The sequence below is a fragment of the Nitrospirota bacterium genome (assembly GCA_040752355.1).
Classification (GTDB): Bacteria; Nitrospirota; Thermodesulfovibrionia; order Thermodesulfovibrionales; family Dissulfurispiraceae; genus JBFMCP01.
Genome location: JBFMHE010000010.1, coordinates 26,178 through 41,546, shown reverse-complemented (window position 1 = coordinate 41,546; position 15,369 = coordinate 26,178). Strand labels below are relative to the sequence as shown.

The following is a 15,369-nucleotide window of genomic DNA, read 5'->3' as shown; positions in this document are numbered from 1 at the left end:
AATATTATAATCTTATTAGACAGGTTTATGCAATGCGGCAGCGGCCAGCTCGCCGACGGTCTTCACCGGCAAAGCACGCCCCTCATAAAACGGCAGCGTGCTCCGGTCGTCGAGCAGCCGGGCGAGATGGCCGCTGCCGCAGCCGAGCAGGCCGCAGACCCAGACCGCGTATCCCCTCACCGCGGGATTTTCATCCGCCAGGAGCGCCGGCAGCTCGGGCTCGACGAACCGCACCAGGTCGGGCCTCACCTGGGCGATCTTTCCCATGGCCCAGACGACCCCTGCCCTGAACATCAGCTCATCCTTGAACGACCAGATGATAGGGACGATATCGGTAAAGCTGTCGGGATTGCCCGCGACGATCTCCCCGAGCATCTCCGCTGCGCTCCAGCCGATGCCTCCCGATTCCTCTCCCATCGACCAGAGGAGCTTTCTCACCGTATCCCGCATGACCTCGGCCCTCGTCTTCGAAAGCTGCCGGGAGATAAGTCCCATCGCTTCGATGGCCCTCCAGCTCGTGACTTCTTCTTTATCGTAGGCCGAAGCGATGAGCCAGCGCAGGACGCCCTTGTCCTCTGCCGCGAGGGCGACGATCTCATCCAAAGACGAGGTATCCAGCAGCTTTCGTACGGTCTGCTTCATCTTCAGGCCGCTCCTCCTTTCGGATACTGCCGCACTCACCGGAGCAGGCGCTGACGCCGCAGCCGGGGCCGCAGCAGCAGCCGGCCCTTCCATCTTCACGAAGATGAGCCTGCCCGACAGGGTGCTCTGCCCTTTGGTGTAAATCCGCTGGTGTGTCTTCAGATCGTAGTCGATATCGTCAGTCCGGTAGTCGCTCTCATCGTTCAGCGACCCGATATCCCAGGCGCCTTTCGCGAGGGCGAGGGCCTCCACGTAGGCCTCCCCGGTATTGTGGCCGGTCGGGTCGCACACATAGACGGCGCCGCAGGCGCAGGCGCCGCTCAGCACTTCGCCGAACTCGGTCTTCGTTGCTTCGGGCCGCGCGACCGCGCGTCCGCAAAAGGGGCATTCAGGAGGGTATTTACTCATTCAGCACAGCTCCTTGTTGTCCGGAAATGGCAGCGCGGTCCCTGCGCGCTCTCCATGCCTTCGCCCGGGCGATCATGCCATCAGCCCACAGCGGCGAGCCGAGGGCATGGATATGGGTATAGGTCGCGAATACGTTCTTATACACCATGCCGTCTCGCCTGTCGCGGATCCCCTCTCCCCGCCGCATCGCGAAAGCCGTATGCACCGCACTCCGTTCACCGAGACCGATGACGGCGGAGTAGTGGAACTCATGGCCGTGCAGCGTGGCCCCGACGGGATAGAAGGGGTTTTCCCGGTCTGCTTCCACGATGGTATAGCCGTGCGCCTGGGGCTTCTTCTGCATGGCGAAGGCGAGGGGGAAGATGCCCACCATGGGATGCTGCGCGCCGCCGACGAGGAGAGATTCGCCGAGGAACATGAGCCCGCCGCACTCCGCATAAACCGGAAGCCCCTCCTCGGCCATGGCGCGCACGGAATTCCTGAAGCCCTCGTTGCGGGCCAGCCCTATGGCATTCGTCTCGGGGAAGCCGCCGCCGATATAGAGCGCGTCGATCTCCGGCAGGCGGGCATCGGAGAGCGCATTGATGTCGACGACCTCCGCGCCCCGCTTCTCGAGCTCTTCGAGGTTCTCGGGATAATAGAACTGGAACGCCGCATCCCTGATGATGCCGATCTTGATTTCGTGATGCGTAACGCGTGATCCGTGATGGGCAGCAGACGACAAATCATCGGTTTTGTCCTTTACCTCATTACTCATTACGCATAACTCATTACGGCCGTTGAGCGGTTCGGCACTCCGCGCGATGGTGACGAGAGCATCGATATCGAGGTATTTCGCACCAACCTCTTCGGCGAGGCGGAGGGCGCTCGCGGTATCGGGATGCTCCTGGTGGGGCGTAAGGCCCATGTGGCGCTCCGGCAGGTCCCCTGCCGGCAGCTTCGGGATGGCGCCGACCACCGGCAGGCCGCAGTATTTTTCTATCGACGCACGGACCACCGATTCGTGGCGGCTCCCGGCGATCCGGTTCAGCACCACGCCGGCGACCCGCACCTCCCGGTCGAGGCTCATACAGCCCAGGACCACGGCAGCGGCGGTCCTCGTCATCTTGGTGCAGTCGATGATGAGCACGACAGGCGATTGCAGGAGCTTCGAGAGCTCCGCCGTGCTGTACGACCCTTCGGCATCCATGCCGTCGAAGAGCCCGCGATTGCCTTCGATCACCGCCGCGTCGCCCCGGAAGTGGGCGAGAAAGGATTCGAGCACCTTTTCCTTAGAAATGAGAAAGGGATCGAGATTATAACAGGGGTGCTGCGCCGCTGAAGAGAGCCAGCCCGCATCGATGTAATCGGGTCCCTTCTTGAAGGGGGTGACGGCCATGCCCCGCAGCCTGCGCAGCGCGGCGATGACCGCCAGCGAGAGCGTCGTCTTGCCGCCGCCCCCTCTGATGCCGGCGATGGTCACTCGTGGATAGGGAGACATATCCCTGTATTATACCTAATCGCACACGCCCCCGGCGAGGGATCGATGAAAAAGGCAGGCCGCGCATACCGCGGCCTGCCTTCGTATAATCAAAAAAGAAAAATTACTGCTGGGGGGGAATCTCTACAAAGCTTCCGCCGAAATAAGTATAGATGAGCTTGCCTTCGTCTACGAGGTCCTTGAGCGCATCCTTCACCTCATCCCTCGAGATGTTGTTCTCGGCAGAGACGGTCTTCTGGATGTCGCTCGATTTGAGTTTCTTCTTGCCCATGGACTTCTCGACCAGTTCGTAAATCTTCTGCTTCACTTGCTCCTTTTCCATAGTGCACCCCTTCCTGTAGTAGTTTGACTATCACTAAAAAAGGATTGGTAGATGAGGGGGTCGCCCCTCACCTACCAAGCTCCTTTTTTTTACCTGCAAGTATACAGAACTACCACTTGAATGTCGCGGAGGTCCTGAAGGTCTCTCGCGCGATGACGAAGTCGTCGATGTGCTGGAAGGTGAAGGGCAGCCCGGTCACCTTGAAGAACTTCTCCCAGCCGATCCTCTCGATCCACTCGCCGACCCTCTCGTGCTTCTTCGCATCGGCGACATAGGCGTCGAGGATCTTCTTGACCGCAGCGGTGACTTCCGGCCACCGCGGAGGATTGTTCTTGATGAAGGGAATAGCGAGCTTCGAGAACTTCGGCGTGCTCCTGAGGTTGCCGACCTTGCCGCCGACCACGATGGCGACGCCGTCATGCTCGGGATCGTGGATCTCGATCGGGGGACAGACGGTGAAGCAGTTGCCGCAGTACATGCACTTGTCCTCTTTGATCTTGACGCTCTTCTTCGCCGGGTCGGGGCTGATCGCGCCGGTCGGGCATGCAGCGATGGTCGAGGGGACCTCGCACATGTTCTTGACCTTGTCGTGGTCAATGACGGGAACTTTTCTGTGGATCGCCACGACGGCGATGTCGGAGCAGTGGACCGCGCCGCACATGTTGACGCAGCAGGCGACCGCCAGCCTTACCTTGTTCGGGGTGGACTTGGTGGTGAAGTAATCGGCGAACTCGTCCATCAGCACCTTGACGATGCCGGAGGCGTCCGATGCCGCCGAATGGCAGTGGACCCAGCCCTGGGTATGGACGATGTTGCTGATCCTGTTGCCGATGCCGCCGGCCATGAACTTCTTGTCCTTCAGCTCTTTCTGGAGCGGCTCGAGGTTCTTCTCGTCCGAGACGAGGAACTCGACATTGTGCCTGGTGGTGAACCTGAGATAGCCGTTGCTGAACTTCTCGGCGATCTTTGCATACTCCCTGAGCGTATCGGTGCTGAGGAGCCTCGGGGATGCAACCCTGACGGACCATATCTTATCGCCGCTGTTCGCCACGTGGACCATGACGCCGGGGCTGAGAATTTCGTGATGCTTCCAGTCACCGTAGTTCTTCTGGATGACCGGAGGCAGGAAATCCTTGAAATGCGGGGGACCTATATCGGTTCTTCTCTGCGGTAATGCCATGATGTTCCTCCTTGCTTGAATTTGTATAGTAAATGTGTTATTTCTGCAAGTCAGCTTCGGTCCAGAAGAAGAAGGGATCCCTTCTCGGCTCCTTCACCTGCTGCGGCTGGGGCTCGACGCCGATGAACTCGAGGAACTCCCTCATGCCCTTTCTGATGATGAGCTCGCCGATTCTCTCCCTGTTCTTTCCGTGCTCATCCCAGAACTCCCACATCTTCCTGATAAGGTCCTTGAACTCGTCATAGGGCGGCTCCATCTTCATGAACGGAACAATGACCCATGAAAGGGTCGCGCCGATAACGAAGGGGGCCTTGCTCCCGATGAGGATGGTAGCGCCCTTCTCGCCGGTCGGCTTCAGCGCTTTGGTCATCTTCGCGATACAGTGCATGCAGCGGATGCAGTCCTCATCCTTGATCGAGAGCTTGCCGTCCGCATAGCTCATGCACTTGCTCGGGCACATATTCACGATCTCTTCCTGGATATTCATGCCGTTCTTCGCGTACGCGGCGACCTCGTTCTGGTCAACGGCGATCTTTCCCTTCCAGGTGCCGATGATCGAGCAGTCGGCGCGGGCGATGGAGGCGATACAGTCTACCGCGCAGCCCGCAGTCTTGAATTTGAACTTGTAGGGGAACGCAGGCCGGTGCATTTCATCCTGCCATTCCTGGGTGATGCTGTAGTTGATATCGAGCGTATCGATGTTCGACCACTCGCAGCGAGCCGGGCCGACGCAGCAGCTCGGGGTTCTCAGTGCCGAACCCGAACCGCCGAGGTCCCATCCGCGGGACGAAAACTCGGCGAAGATCGGCTCGAGGTTTTCGGTGTTGGTGCCGAGGAGGACCAGGTCTCCGGTCGAACCGTGCATGTTCGTAAGGCCGCTTCCGTACTTGTCCCAGATATCACACATCTCGTTGATGAACTTCGAGGTGTAGAAAAAGGCCGAGGTCGAATTGATTCTGACGGTGTGGAAGTTGGCAACATTGGGGAACTGCTCGGGAAGTGACGAATATCTTCCGATAACGCCGCCTCCGTACCCCCGGACGCCGACGATACCGCCGTGCTTCCAGTAGCCGCGCCGGTCACGATATGACTTTTCGAGCTGTCCGAGCTCGTCCGCAGCCATGTCGTTCTTCGCCGCTGCCTTCTTGATCTCCGTAACGAAGCTAGGGAACGGACCTTTTTCCAGCTCGTCCAGCAGTGGAGTGTCGTACTTCTTTGGCATAGAATCCTCCTCTTGTGTGATTTTTAAGCAACAAGTGATTGGCTTAAACTTTTGTTGGGTTTTTACGTTTTTTTAGAGACCCGAACACTACAGGCTAATATTTTAGCACAACAATCGTCAAATAAAAAAAATTAATTCAAATATTAGCTGTGGATATCAGCTCCCGATTCCACGGTTTTTTGACTTGACCCTTTCGCATTGCACACCGTACAATTATGGGTTATGAGAATTAAACAGATCGAGCTTAACGGATTCAAATCATTTGCAGAACGGACGGTCCTCAGTCTTCACAGCGGCATCACCTGCATCGTCGGCCCCAACGGGTGCGGCAAGAGCAACGTCGTCGATGCCTTCAAGTGGGTGCTGGGCGAACAGAGCGTCAAAAGTCTCCGCGGCGAGAGGATGGAAGAGGTCATCTTCCAGGGGTCGTCGACGGTCAAGCAGAAGGGGATGGCCGAGGTGGTGCTCCTCGTATCCCAGCTGGAAGGAGGGGCCCCGCCCGAGGGCAATGGCAATGGCAACGGCAACGGTAACACCAATGCTACGGCCAATGCTACAGGAAGTAACGGGCTCGACGATAAGATCACCGTCTCCCGCAGGCTCTACCGCTCGGGAGAGAGCGAATACTATCTTAATAAGAAGCAGTGCCGGCTGAAGGACATAAAGGATATCTTCCTCGATACCGGCCTCGATGTGAAGAGCTATTCGATCCTGGACCAGGGAAAGGTATCGGAAATCATCAATACGAAGCCGCAGGACCGGCGCTTCCTCATCGAAGAGGTAGCGGGGGTGATGAAGTACAAGGTAAGGAAGAACGAGGCCCTGTCCAAGCTCGAATCGTCGAAGCAGAACCTGCAGCGCGTCAATGACATCGTCCATGAGGTGCGGCGCCAGATCAACAGCCTCGACCGCCAGGTAAAGAAGGCGGAGCGCTACAAGCGGCTCATCGAAGAGCTGAAGGGCATCGAGCTGCGCATCGCGAAGAGGGAATTTCTGCGCCTCAGCGAGACCCTCCGGTCGCTCGAAGAGGCCCTGGAGCGGCTGAAGGAGGCCGATTCCTCCAGGCGGGGCGAGCTCTCGACCCTCGAAAACCAGATCGAGGTCAGGCGGATCGAGCTCGTCGGCAAGGAGAAGGCCCTGACCGAGCTCGAGAACCGGCTCTATGCAAAGGAAAAGGGCATCGCGGAGTCGGAGAAGCAGATCGCGGTGCTCAAAGCGGGCATCGAAAACCGCGAGGCGGATATCCTCCGGCTCGCCAACCAGCAGAACTTTTTCGATATCAAGAAGGAAGAGCTTTCGGGCAAAAGTGAAGAGCTCAAGGCGACCATTGCGTCCTTCTCGACCGATATCGCGGGGCTGCAGGACCAGCTCACCGACAGGAAGAGCGCCTTGGCCGAGATCGAGCTCGCGATAGCCGAAAAGGAGGGCGAGATAGAAGACAAGCGTCGCGAGCTGTTCAGTATCTCGGAACAGATCAGCCAGCGGCGCAACGAGCTGCATAAATTCCAGTCTTCGAACGAGACCCTCACGTACAGGGAGTCGGCCTCGCTCAAGGATATGGAGACGATACGGGCAGGCATAACGACGCAGGAGCAGACCCTCAGGGAGTCGGAGGAGACGCTGCGGACCATTACCGCCCGCCATATGGACCTTCAGGCCGAGCGCGACCGCCTTGCCGAAGCGACCGAGCGTCTCGGCAGCGAGATCGAGAGCGCCAGGATCAGCCTCGCCCGGGAGCGCGAGGCGCTGGCGTCCACCACCTCCCGGCTCTCCTCGCTCAGGGAGCTCACCATCGATAAATCCCTCCAGGACTTCCTTACCGACTCGCGGGAGAGCATCCATTTCTCGGGGTCGGTGTTGTCGGATATCATCAATGCCGGCAGCGCTTATGAACAGGCGCTCGAAGCGGCGCTCGCGGAGAAGGTCAATGCCGTGATCCTCACCACGATAGACGACATCGTCGCTGCCGTGGCGCTCATCAAGGAGAAGCAGCTCGGCAGGACCCCCCTGCTCTATACAGGCTTCGGCGCCGAAGGGGATGCCGGCAAGGCGGCAACGCCCGGCGCAGTAACGCATGACGCACTCATCGGAAGGGCCTCGGATTTCATCACCATCGAGAACACCGGGCTGCGGAGCACGGTGCTCGAGATCCTCGAAAATATCTACATCGTCAGGGACCTCGCCGGCGCCCTCGAGCTCCGGAAGGAGCGGACCCTCGAGGCAGCGGCACTGGTGACCCTCGACGGGGAGTTCATCGACCGCGACGGCGTCATCTTCGCCGGCCACGGCAAGGATATCCTGAAGCGGAAGCGGGAGATCAAGGAGCTCCAGAAGACGATCCAGGAGCAGCAGGAGACCGTTGCGCGCATCGAGGCCGGCATAACCGCGGCAACCGCCTCTCTTGCCGAACACAGGGAGTCGCTCAGGACGATCGAGAGCGCCATCATCGATATCGAAAAAGAGATCTCGCTGATCGGCCACTCGCTGAAGAGCCACCAGGACGACCTCGAGCGGAAACGCCGGAAGCTCTCGTTCCTCGAGGGGGAGGTCGCCTCCCTCGCCGCGGAGAAAGAGTCGCTCGACAGGCACATCACTGCCAAAGCGGAGGAAATCGGCCAGCTCGAACGGGAAAACACCGCCCTTCACGAGGGCATCGCGGTGATCCAGAACTCGCTCTCGGCAGTGAAAATGGAGTATGAGCATGCGCGGACCCGGCTTACGGACCTGAAGCTCAGCATCGCATCGTACCGGGAGAAGATGGAGGCCTTCCAGCGCGAGGAGGCGTCCCTCGCCCGCACCGTGGAGGAGCTCGACCAGGACAAGGAGAACGCAACGAAGGAGATCATAGAGGCGGAGCAGAAGCTCAAAGACTCCGGTGTCGAGCTGGAGCGGCATGAGGAAGCCATAAAGACGCTCGTCGTCGAAGTCGACGGCATGCGGCAAGAGCGCGCCTCCCGTAAAGAGATCATCGATGCGGAGCAGCAGGCGCTCGTCGAGCAGAACGCCGTCCTCCGCGAAATCCGCTCCGCGCTCGATGCCGTCTCGCAGGAGCTGGCGGACGCCGCCTCGAAGGCCGTCGAGCACCGGCTCAGGCTCGAGAATATCGAGAGCGGCATCTCCCAGAAGTACGGGCTCGACATCAGGCAGGAGATGGTCGAGATCGAGGGATTCGATCCCGCCGAAGACGACGAACGGGTGGAACAGCTCAATGACAAAGTCCGCGACCTCGGTCCGGTCAACCTCGGCACGATCGAGGAGTACGAGGAGCTCAAGGGGCGCTACGATTTCCTGACCAGGCAGCAGGAGGACCTCACCCTCTCGATCGCCGAGCTCGAAGAGGCGATCAGCAGGATCAACGCCTCGACGAGGCGCAAGCTCCGCGAGGCCTATGACGCGCTCAGGACCCACTTCGTCGAGGTCTTTACCACCATCTTCGGCGGAGGCAGGGCCGACCTCATCCTCACCGACGAGGAGAACATCCTCGAGTCGGGGCTCGATATCATCGCGCAGCCGCCGGGCAAGAAGCTCCAGAACCTGAACCTCCTGTCGGGAGGGGAGAAGGCGCTCACGTCGCTCGCCCTCCTCTTTGCCGGGTTCCTCATAAAGCCGAGCCCGCTCTGCATCCTCGACGAGGTCGATGCGCCGCTCGATGAATCCAACACGGTGCGTTTCGCCGGGATGATCAGGGACCTTGCGAAGGGCACGCAGTTCATCGTGATCACCCATAATAAAACGACCATGGAGTCTGCCGACTACCTCTACGGCATCACCATGCCCGAGCCCGGCGTATCGAGGGCGATGTCGCTCCAGTTCGCCGAAATCGAGCAGGCGGGCTAGGCCGCGCACGCGCCGGGGAAAAAATAACCGTTTACAGTAAGGCCGTTATAGGCTATACTAGAATATCTTTTAAAGCCCGGAGCCTTTAAAAGGAAAGTCTCCGGGCTTTTTATTCCGCAGAAACGGAGGAGCGGCCGATGGGCAGGAAACTCTATGTCGGGAATATTTCGTTCAAGGCAACACAGGACGCTGTCAGGGGGCTTTTCGAACAGGTGGGCCCTGTCGAGTCCGTCAACCTGATAACCGACGCCCACACCGGCCAGCTCAAGGGATTCGGGTTTGTAGAAATGACCTCGGAAGAGGATGCTCAAAAAGCTATCGATACGCTCAACGGCTCCGTTTTCATGGAGCGGTCGCTCTCCGTAGCCGAAGCGAAGCCGCAGCAGCCCAGGCCGGACCGCGGCGGCTTCGGCAACCGGGGCGGTGGCGGTCGGGGGAAAGGAAGGAGATGACGTGCAGGTTATTGTTCATGAAAACAATGTCGACAAGGCGCTGAAGGAGCTGAAGCGGCGGGTGCAGCGGGACGGGCTCCTGAGGGACCTGAAGAAGAAGAGCTTCTACCTGAAGCCCTCCGAAAAGGAGAAGGAGAAGCAGAGGGCCGCCCGGCGGAAACGGCTCAAGGCCCAGCGGTTCAGGAGCGCGGGAAGCGCTGCAAGAAGCAAACGGGCGTAACCGGGGAGACCGGCACGGGCACGACGGAGCGCACAGCCACTCCTCTCCTGCTCGTGCTGGGATGCGGTTACCGCCCTTTTCTCCTGCCTTTTACCCCCTTCAGCAATCGCAGTATTCCTCTCTTCGCCGGGATAGCCCGGCGGGATTTTACAGAAAAAAAGCACAATGAGTATAATTTTCGGATATGAAAAAGCAGAAGGCCCCCTCACCGCTCCCCGGAATCTTGCTCTCGACAGAAAAGGAAGACCTCCTCTGCTATAGCTTTGACGCCTCCCGTGCCGACGCCGCCCTCCCCCGGGCCGTGGCATGGCCGCGGAGCACCGACGACGTGGTCAGGCTCGTGCGCTACGCCAATGACAACGGTCTCTCCGTGATCTCCCGGGGCGCAGGCACCGGGATGACCGGCGCCGCGGTCCCCCGCGGCGACTGTCTCGTCGTAAGCTTCGAGAAGATGCGCAAGATCATCGAGATAGACACCAGGAATATGACCGTCGTCGTCGAGCCCGGCGTCATCAACGGCTGGCTCCAGAAAGAGCTCGAGTATCTCGGGTTCTTCTATCCGCCCGACCCGGCGAGCCTCGCCTTCTCGACCATCGGCGGCAACATCGCCACGAATGCGGGCGGGCCCCGCGCCGTCAAATACGGGGTCACCCGCGATTATGTCATGGGCATCGAGGCGGTCCTTTATGACGGGACCGTCATCACCACCGGAGGCAAGACCTACAAGCGGACGGTGGGATACGACCTCAAGGATCTGCTCGTCGGCTCGGAAGGGACCCTGGCGCTCTCGACACGCATACGGCTGAAGATACTGCCGCTGCCCGAAGATATCATGACGCTGCTGGTGCTCTTCCACGACCTCGAGTCCGCCGGCGCCGCAGTCTCGAAGATCATCTCCTCGAAGATCATCCCGCGGGCACTGGAGCTCCTCGACCGCCCTACGATCGAAGCGGTCGAACGCTACAAGCCGACCGGCCTGCCCCGGGATGTCGAGGCGCTCCTTCTCATCGAGCTCGACGGGTATCCCGGGACCGTACAGAAAGAGGCCGAGCGCGTCGTCTCCCTCTGCAGCACCCTCGGCGGCGAGGCGACGGTCGCGGAAGACACCGCGGCCCGGGACCGGCTCTGGGAGGCACGGCGGTCTATCTCTCCCGCCCTCTACCACCTCAAGCCGACCAAGATGAGCGAGGATATCGTCGTCCCCCGCGATAAGGTTTCCGCCATGCTCGCCCGGCTGAGAGCGCTTTCGGACGAGAGCGGCATCATGATCGCGAGCTTCGGCCACGCCGGTGACGGCAACCTGCATGTGAATATCATGGTCGACAGCAAAAAGGAAGAGGAGTACGAAAAAGGTCGCGCGCTCACAAAAAAGATATTCGAAGCCGCCCTCGGGCTCGGCGGCTCTCTCTCCGGAGAGCACGGCATCGGCCTGACCAAGGCGCCCTATCTCGGGATGGAGATAAAAGAGAGGGAGCTCGGCTTGATGCGCGAGATCAAAAGGGTGTTCGATCCGAAGGGCATGCTGAACCCCGGCAAGGTCTTCGGCTGATCTCCGTTGTATTGTAAAGCTTCCGAGTATGCCCCCTCTGTATCGTCCCCGACCTCTCGACAGGCTGGGATCAACAATCTTATTATTTCTTTGTTTTGCAACTGCTCAAAATCTTGAACTTGCGTCTAAAAGAGTATAAAGTAGGAGTTATGAACGGTCCTAAATCTATATATGAGATGCAGGCTGAAGTATGCAAAGTGTTCTCGAGCCCCTTGAGGATCGAGATTATCGATGCTCTCGAGGAGGGAGAAAAGTCGGTCGGCGAGCTCATCAGCCTCCTCGGCTCGCCCGCATCGAATATTTCCCAGCACCTTTCGTTGATGAGAGCCAAAGGCATCCTGAGCTGCCGGAGGGAGGGCGCCGTGGTCTATTATCACATTGCCCATTATAAAATCACCGAGGCCTGCACGATCATGAAAGAGGTCCTGCTGGATCTGCTTACCGAGCGCGGAGATATGGCGCGCCTGGTCAGGGGAGCGGAATAACTCCATGCACCGCGCTGCAGAGAGCCTTTCAGCTGCACCGTGCACGATGAAAAGGGGAGGCGGAGTCATGCAAGGGGAGCCACTCTGGGAGAAACGCCTTGAGACTGCTGTAAGGGAAGCGGAGGCAGCTCAAAAACCGATCCTGCTGTCGTTCATCGATCCTCGTTGTCCTGTCTGCCGGCAGATGGAGGTAGACACCTTTGCCGACGAGCGGACCGTAGACTTTCTCAGGAATAACTTCATAACGGTCCAATGGACAATAACCGGGGAGGCGGGCCTGCCGGCGGAATTCATCGTCTCGGGAACGCCGTCGTTTATCGTCATCGACAGCAGCAAAGAGGCGTATTGCTGCGCGAGGGGGTATCTTTCTCCCGAGGACTTCATCTCCTTTCTGATCCTCGCGATCGCCAAGATGCATTTTGCCCTGGGCAACATCAATAGCGCCTCTATCATATTGGAGAGAGTTATTGCGGACTGCCCTGAAGGCGTCTCGATCCCCGAGGCGATCTACTACCGCGGGCTCTGCAAGTACATGCATACCAAAAGCGTCGATGCCATGAAAGAGGCGTACAGCCTCCTCCTGAGCCGGTTCCCTGCAAGCCGCTGGACGCAGAGGGCGTCGGCATACAAAACCCTGTAGGCGGGCAGTTCCGTCGCGCGCGGCGCCCTTCGGTGCCCGGGTCCGGAACGCCCTCCCTAAACCTTGAACCTGCCCACGATCTCCTGGAGGGCGGTGGAGGTCCGCTCGAGGTTCTGCGCCGCATCCGAGACCTGGCCGGAGGTCCCCGAGTTTTCGCTCGCGACATCGGCAATCGACTTGATATCTATATTGATCTGCTCGGCGGCGGACGACATCTCTTCGGTTGCGGACGCGATCTGCTGCACCATGCCCTGCAGCTCATTCACCGATGCGACAATCGAGTTGAGCGCATCGCCCGCCTCGCGCGCGTGGGAGACGCCGCTCTCTACGTTGGACTTGCCGCTGCCGATGGCATGGATCGCCGCTTCCACGTCGCCCTGCATTGCCGCGATCATTTCACTTATCTCGGCAGTGGACCGGGAGGTCCGCTCCGCAAGCTTCCTCACCTCGTCGGCGACCACGGCGAAGCCGCGCCCCTGTTCCCCGGCGCGGGCGGCCTCGATCGCCGCGTTCAGGGCGAGAAGGTTCGTCTGGTCGGCGATATCCTTGATAACAGTGACGATCTCGCCGATCTGGCGGGAGCGCTCGCTCAGGGATGAGATATTCCGCGCGGTCTGCTCCGTCGTCTCGGCGATGCGGTTCACCTCCTCGATCGATTTGCCGACGATGGCGCGTCCGTCGCGGGCAACCTCGAGGGTCCTGGTTGCGGATTCGGCTATGCTCGCGGCGTTTCTCGCCATATCAACGACCGTCTGGGACATCTCCTCCGAAGCGGTAGCTATCTGGACGGACCGCGTCGACTGGTTCCCGATGCCCTGCGACATCCGGTCCGCGCCGGCGGCCAACTGGTGACTCGCTGCAGCGACGCTGTCGGCTGTCTGCTTGACCTCCGCGATAACGGTCTTAAGGCTGGCGCTCATCGAAGACATGGTCCGCAGCAGCTGCCCGGTCTCGTCAGCCTTCCCGTTTTCCACGGCTGCGGTCAGATCTCCTGCAGCCATCTCCTGCATAACGGCCCGCGCCTGGTTGAGCGGCGTTATGATCCCCTTGGGAATGAGATACCCCATAACGATGACCAGGAGCACCGCCGAGAGCCCGACCGCGAGCACGATTATCCGGACGCGGGCTATCGCCTGCTCTGCCTGCTCCTTCTCGGTCTTGCTGTTGGCGACCTGGCGGCTGATAATTGCTTCGAGCGTATCCTCCACCCGCTGCATGGCAGGGGCCGCTTCGGCGAGGAGCAGGGCCCGGGCCTCCTCATTCTCGTACTTCAGGGCCAGATCGATAAGCCGTTCGTCTATCGGCACCGCCTGAGCATAGGCGCTCTTGAGCTCCGCGAGGAGCTTCTGCCCGGTCTCGGTGAATTTCATCTTCTCGAACTGGGAAAGGGCCTCGCCGAACTTCCTGTTTTCGGCCCTGATCTTTTCAGAGAGCTCGGTCCGTTTGGCGTGACTTTCGATGATGAGGATCATCCGGCTCATGCGGGCCGCGGTCAGGATCGAATCCGACATGCGGGCCGAGAGGATTATCTTCTCGACCCGGTCCTGGACGATATGATCCAGCCTCTTCTTCACCGCCGTAATTCCGCTGAACCCCAGGATCGTGACCAGGACCAGAAAACAGACCAGCGCAGTAAAGGAACCCCTGAGCTTCTTGCTGATGGTTACCGTAAATCCCATGGCGAAGCACCTCTCTTTGTGTGTGCATGTGAATAGCACTTATAGTTATTTATAGATTATTTTCGTGAGAAAGGCGGATATCTTAATCGAAAGAGAGGGACGGGAATCGATGACGACAGAGGCCGGCTTTTTCTCGGTTCGGGGAGGAACGGGCGCCAGCATACAAAGCCCCCCCGCAAAGCACGGGAAGATTGCGGAAATTATTATGGTCAGGCGTTCAGGAGCTTTGCCGCGTCCTTGGCGAAGTAGGTGAGGATGAGGTCGGCTCCGGCGCGCTTGATCGACAGGAGGATCTCCATCATCACCCGGGCCTCGTCGATCCAGCCCATCTTGCCGGCGGCCTTTACCATCGAATATTCGCCGCTTACGTTATAGGCCGCGACCGGCACGCCGAAGGATGCCTTGACATCGGAGATAATATCGAGGTACGACAGCGCCGGCTTGACCATGACGATATCGGCGCCTTCCGCAACGTCGAGGGCGACCTCCTTGATCGCCTCGCGCCGGTTGGCGGGGTCCATCTGGTAGGAGCGGCGGTCCCCGAACTGCGGCGTCGATTCAGCCGCCTCCCTGAAGGGGCCGTAGAATGCCGAGGCATACTTTGCGGCATAGGACATGATGGGGACACCCGAAAACCCCTCGCTGTCGAGCGCCTTCCGTATCGCCTCGACCCTGCCGTCCATCATATCCGAAGGGGCGACCATGTCAGCGCCTGCCCGCGCATGGGACAGCGCCTCCATGGCGAGGAGGTTGAGCGTCTTATCGTTGTTGACCTCTCCCTTTTCGATGAAGCCGCAATGGCCGTGGTTCGTATACTCGCACATGCAGACATCGGTGATGACATAGAGATCGGGGACAGCGTCCTTGACCGCCCTGATCGCCTGCTGGACCTCGCCGTTGTCCGCATAGGCCGCGGTGCCGAGCTCGTCCTTCTGCCCGGGAATGCCGAAGAGGATAATCGAGGGGATGCCGAGGGCGTGCACCTCTTTTGCGTGCTTTACGACCTCATCGACCGACTCCTGGTAGCAGCCGGGCATGGAGGAGATCTCTTTCCTCACGCCCTTGCCGAAGGTCACGAAGAGGGGATAAATAAAATCATCAGGAGCGATGGCCGTCTCCCTGACCATGCTCCTGATGACTTCGTTCTTTCTGAGCCTTCTGTATCTATGTACAGGAAACATTCAAACCCGTGATCCGTGGCGCGCAATCCGTAACGAGGCTATTAAGCTGTTATTCTCTTCGTCCTTTTACCC

13 protein-coding genes are annotated in these 15,369 nt (G+C 59.5%); 6 read left to right on the top strand and 7 right to left on the bottom strand.

The window, feature by feature from the left end:
• Nucleotides 1-15: 15 nt before the first annotated feature.
• From AB1805_08765 to dsrA, 5 genes are all read right to left on the bottom strand, one after another.
• A complete protein-coding gene (locus tag AB1805_08765) occupies nt 16-1,050 on the bottom strand; it encodes a DVU0298 family protein (protein ID MEW5745508.1) in 1,035 nt (344 codons plus the stop codon).
• On the bottom strand, nt 1,043-2,530 hold the full coding sequence (locus tag AB1805_08760) for a cobyrinate a,c-diamide synthase (protein MEW5745507.1): 1,488 nt from the start codon (nt 2,528-2,530) through the stop codon (nt 1,043-1,045). The genes AB1805_08765 and AB1805_08760 overlap by 8 nt, the downstream gene beginning before the upstream one ends.
• A 103-nt stretch (nt 2,531-2,633) precedes the next feature.
• Nucleotides 2,634-2,852 (bottom strand): hypothetical protein, encoded by a 219-nt coding sequence (locus AB1805_08755; GenBank protein MEW5745506.1) that lies wholly within the window; start codon nt 2,850-2,852, stop codon nt 2,634-2,636.
• Between the two features lie 109 nt (nt 2,853-2,961).
• Nucleotides 2,962-4,032, bottom strand: a complete 1,071-nt coding sequence (gene dsrB / locus AB1805_08750; GenBank protein MEW5745505.1) for a dissimilatory-type sulfite reductase subunit beta — start codon at nt 4,030-4,032, stop codon at nt 2,962-2,964.
• Nucleotides 4,033-4,069: 37 nt separating this feature from the next.
• Nucleotides 4,070-5,254 (bottom strand): dissimilatory-type sulfite reductase subunit alpha, encoded by a 1,185-nt coding sequence (gene dsrA / locus AB1805_08745; protein MEW5745504.1) that lies wholly within the window; start codon nt 5,252-5,254, stop codon nt 4,070-4,072.
• A gap of 222 nt (nt 5,255-5,476) precedes the next feature.
• Between dsrA and smc the strand changes: the two genes are divergently transcribed.
• From smc to AB1805_08715, 6 genes are all read left to right on the top strand, one after another.
• Nucleotides 5,477-9,091 (top strand): chromosome segregation protein SMC, encoded by a 3,615-nt coding sequence (gene smc, locus AB1805_08740; GenBank protein MEW5745503.1) that lies wholly within the window; start codon nt 5,477-5,479, stop codon nt 9,089-9,091.
• Between the two features lie 137 nt (nt 9,092-9,228).
• A complete protein-coding gene (locus AB1805_08735) occupies nt 9,229-9,543 on the top strand; it encodes an RNA-binding protein (protein ID MEW5745502.1) in 315 nt (104 codons plus the stop codon).
• Between the two features lies 1 nt (nt 9,544).
• Complete coding sequence (gene rpsU / locus AB1805_08730) at nt 9,545-9,763, top strand: 30S ribosomal protein S21 (protein ID MEW5745501.1); 219 nt, start codon at nt 9,545-9,547, stop codon at nt 9,761-9,763.
• A gap of 184 nt (nt 9,764-9,947) precedes the next feature.
• Nucleotides 9,948-11,312, top strand: a complete 1,365-nt coding sequence (locus tag AB1805_08725) for an FAD-linked oxidase C-terminal domain-containing protein (protein ID MEW5745500.1) — start codon at nt 9,948-9,950, stop codon at nt 11,310-11,312.
• A gap of 149 nt (nt 11,313-11,461) precedes the next feature.
• Complete coding sequence (locus tag AB1805_08720) at nt 11,462-11,797, top strand: metalloregulator ArsR/SmtB family transcription factor (protein MEW5745499.1); 336 nt, start codon at nt 11,462-11,464, stop codon at nt 11,795-11,797.
• A 67-nt stretch (nt 11,798-11,864) separates the two neighbouring features.
• Nucleotides 11,865-12,437: a thioredoxin fold domain-containing protein gene (locus tag AB1805_08715; GenBank protein MEW5745498.1), complete on the top strand. Its 573-nt coding sequence runs from the start codon at nt 11,865-11,867 to the stop codon at nt 12,435-12,437.
• Nucleotides 12,438-12,493: 56 nt separating this feature from the next.
• Here the strand turns inward: AB1805_08715 and AB1805_08710 are convergent, their stop codons facing one another.
• Entirely contained in the window at nt 12,494-14,116 is a 1,623-nt protein-coding gene (locus AB1805_08710) for a methyl-accepting chemotaxis protein (GenBank protein ID MEW5745497.1), read from the bottom strand.
• A gap of 209 nt (nt 14,117-14,325) precedes the next feature.
• The gene (gene hemB / locus AB1805_08705; GenBank protein MEW5745496.1) at nt 14,326-15,297 is read right to left on the bottom strand and encodes a porphobilinogen synthase; all 972 of its coding nucleotides are present in this window, start codon (nt 15,295-15,297) and stop codon (nt 14,326-14,328) included.
• Nucleotides 15,298-15,369: the final 72 nt, after the last annotated feature.

What these genes read in the sequence shown, in the direction of transcription:
- AB1805_08765 (MEW5745508.1), bottom strand. Translation starts at nt 1,050, where the DNA reads ATGAGTAAATACCCTCCTGAATGCCCCTTTTGCGGACGCGCGGTCGCG.
- AB1805_08760 (MEW5745507.1), bottom strand. Translation starts at nt 2,530, where the DNA reads ATGTCTCCCTATCCACGAGTGACCATCGCCGGCATCAGAGGGGGCGGC.
- AB1805_08755 (MEW5745506.1), bottom strand. Translation starts at nt 2,852, where the DNA reads ATGGAAAAGGAGCAAGTGAAGCAGAAGATTTACGAACTGGTCGAGAAG.
- dsrB (MEW5745505.1), bottom strand. Translation starts at nt 4,032, where the DNA reads ATGGCATTACCGCAGAGAAGAACCGATATAGGTCCCCCGCATTTCAAG.
- dsrA (MEW5745504.1), bottom strand. Translation starts at nt 5,254, where the DNA reads ATGCCAAAGAAGTACGACACTCCACTGCTGGACGAGCTGGAAAAAGGT.
- smc (MEW5745503.1), top strand. Translation starts at nt 5,477, where the DNA reads ATGAGAATTAAACAGATCGAGCTTAACGGATTCAAATCATTTGCAGAA.
- AB1805_08735 (MEW5745502.1), top strand. Translation starts at nt 9,229, where the DNA reads ATGGGCAGGAAACTCTATGTCGGGAATATTTCGTTCAAGGCAACACAG.
- AB1805_08725 (MEW5745500.1), top strand. Translation starts at nt 9,948, where the DNA reads ATGAAAAAGCAGAAGGCCCCCTCACCGCTCCCCGGAATCTTGCTCTCG.
- AB1805_08720 (MEW5745499.1), top strand. Translation starts at nt 11,462, where the DNA reads ATGAACGGTCCTAAATCTATATATGAGATGCAGGCTGAAGTATGCAAA.
- AB1805_08715 (MEW5745498.1), top strand. Translation starts at nt 11,865, where the DNA reads ATGCAAGGGGAGCCACTCTGGGAGAAACGCCTTGAGACTGCTGTAAGG.
- AB1805_08710 (MEW5745497.1), bottom strand. Translation starts at nt 14,116, where the DNA reads ATGGGATTTACGGTAACCATCAGCAAGAAGCTCAGGGGTTCCTTTACT.
- hemB (MEW5745496.1), bottom strand. Translation starts at nt 15,297, where the DNA reads ATGTTTCCTGTACATAGATACAGAAGGCTCAGAAAGAACGAAGTCATC.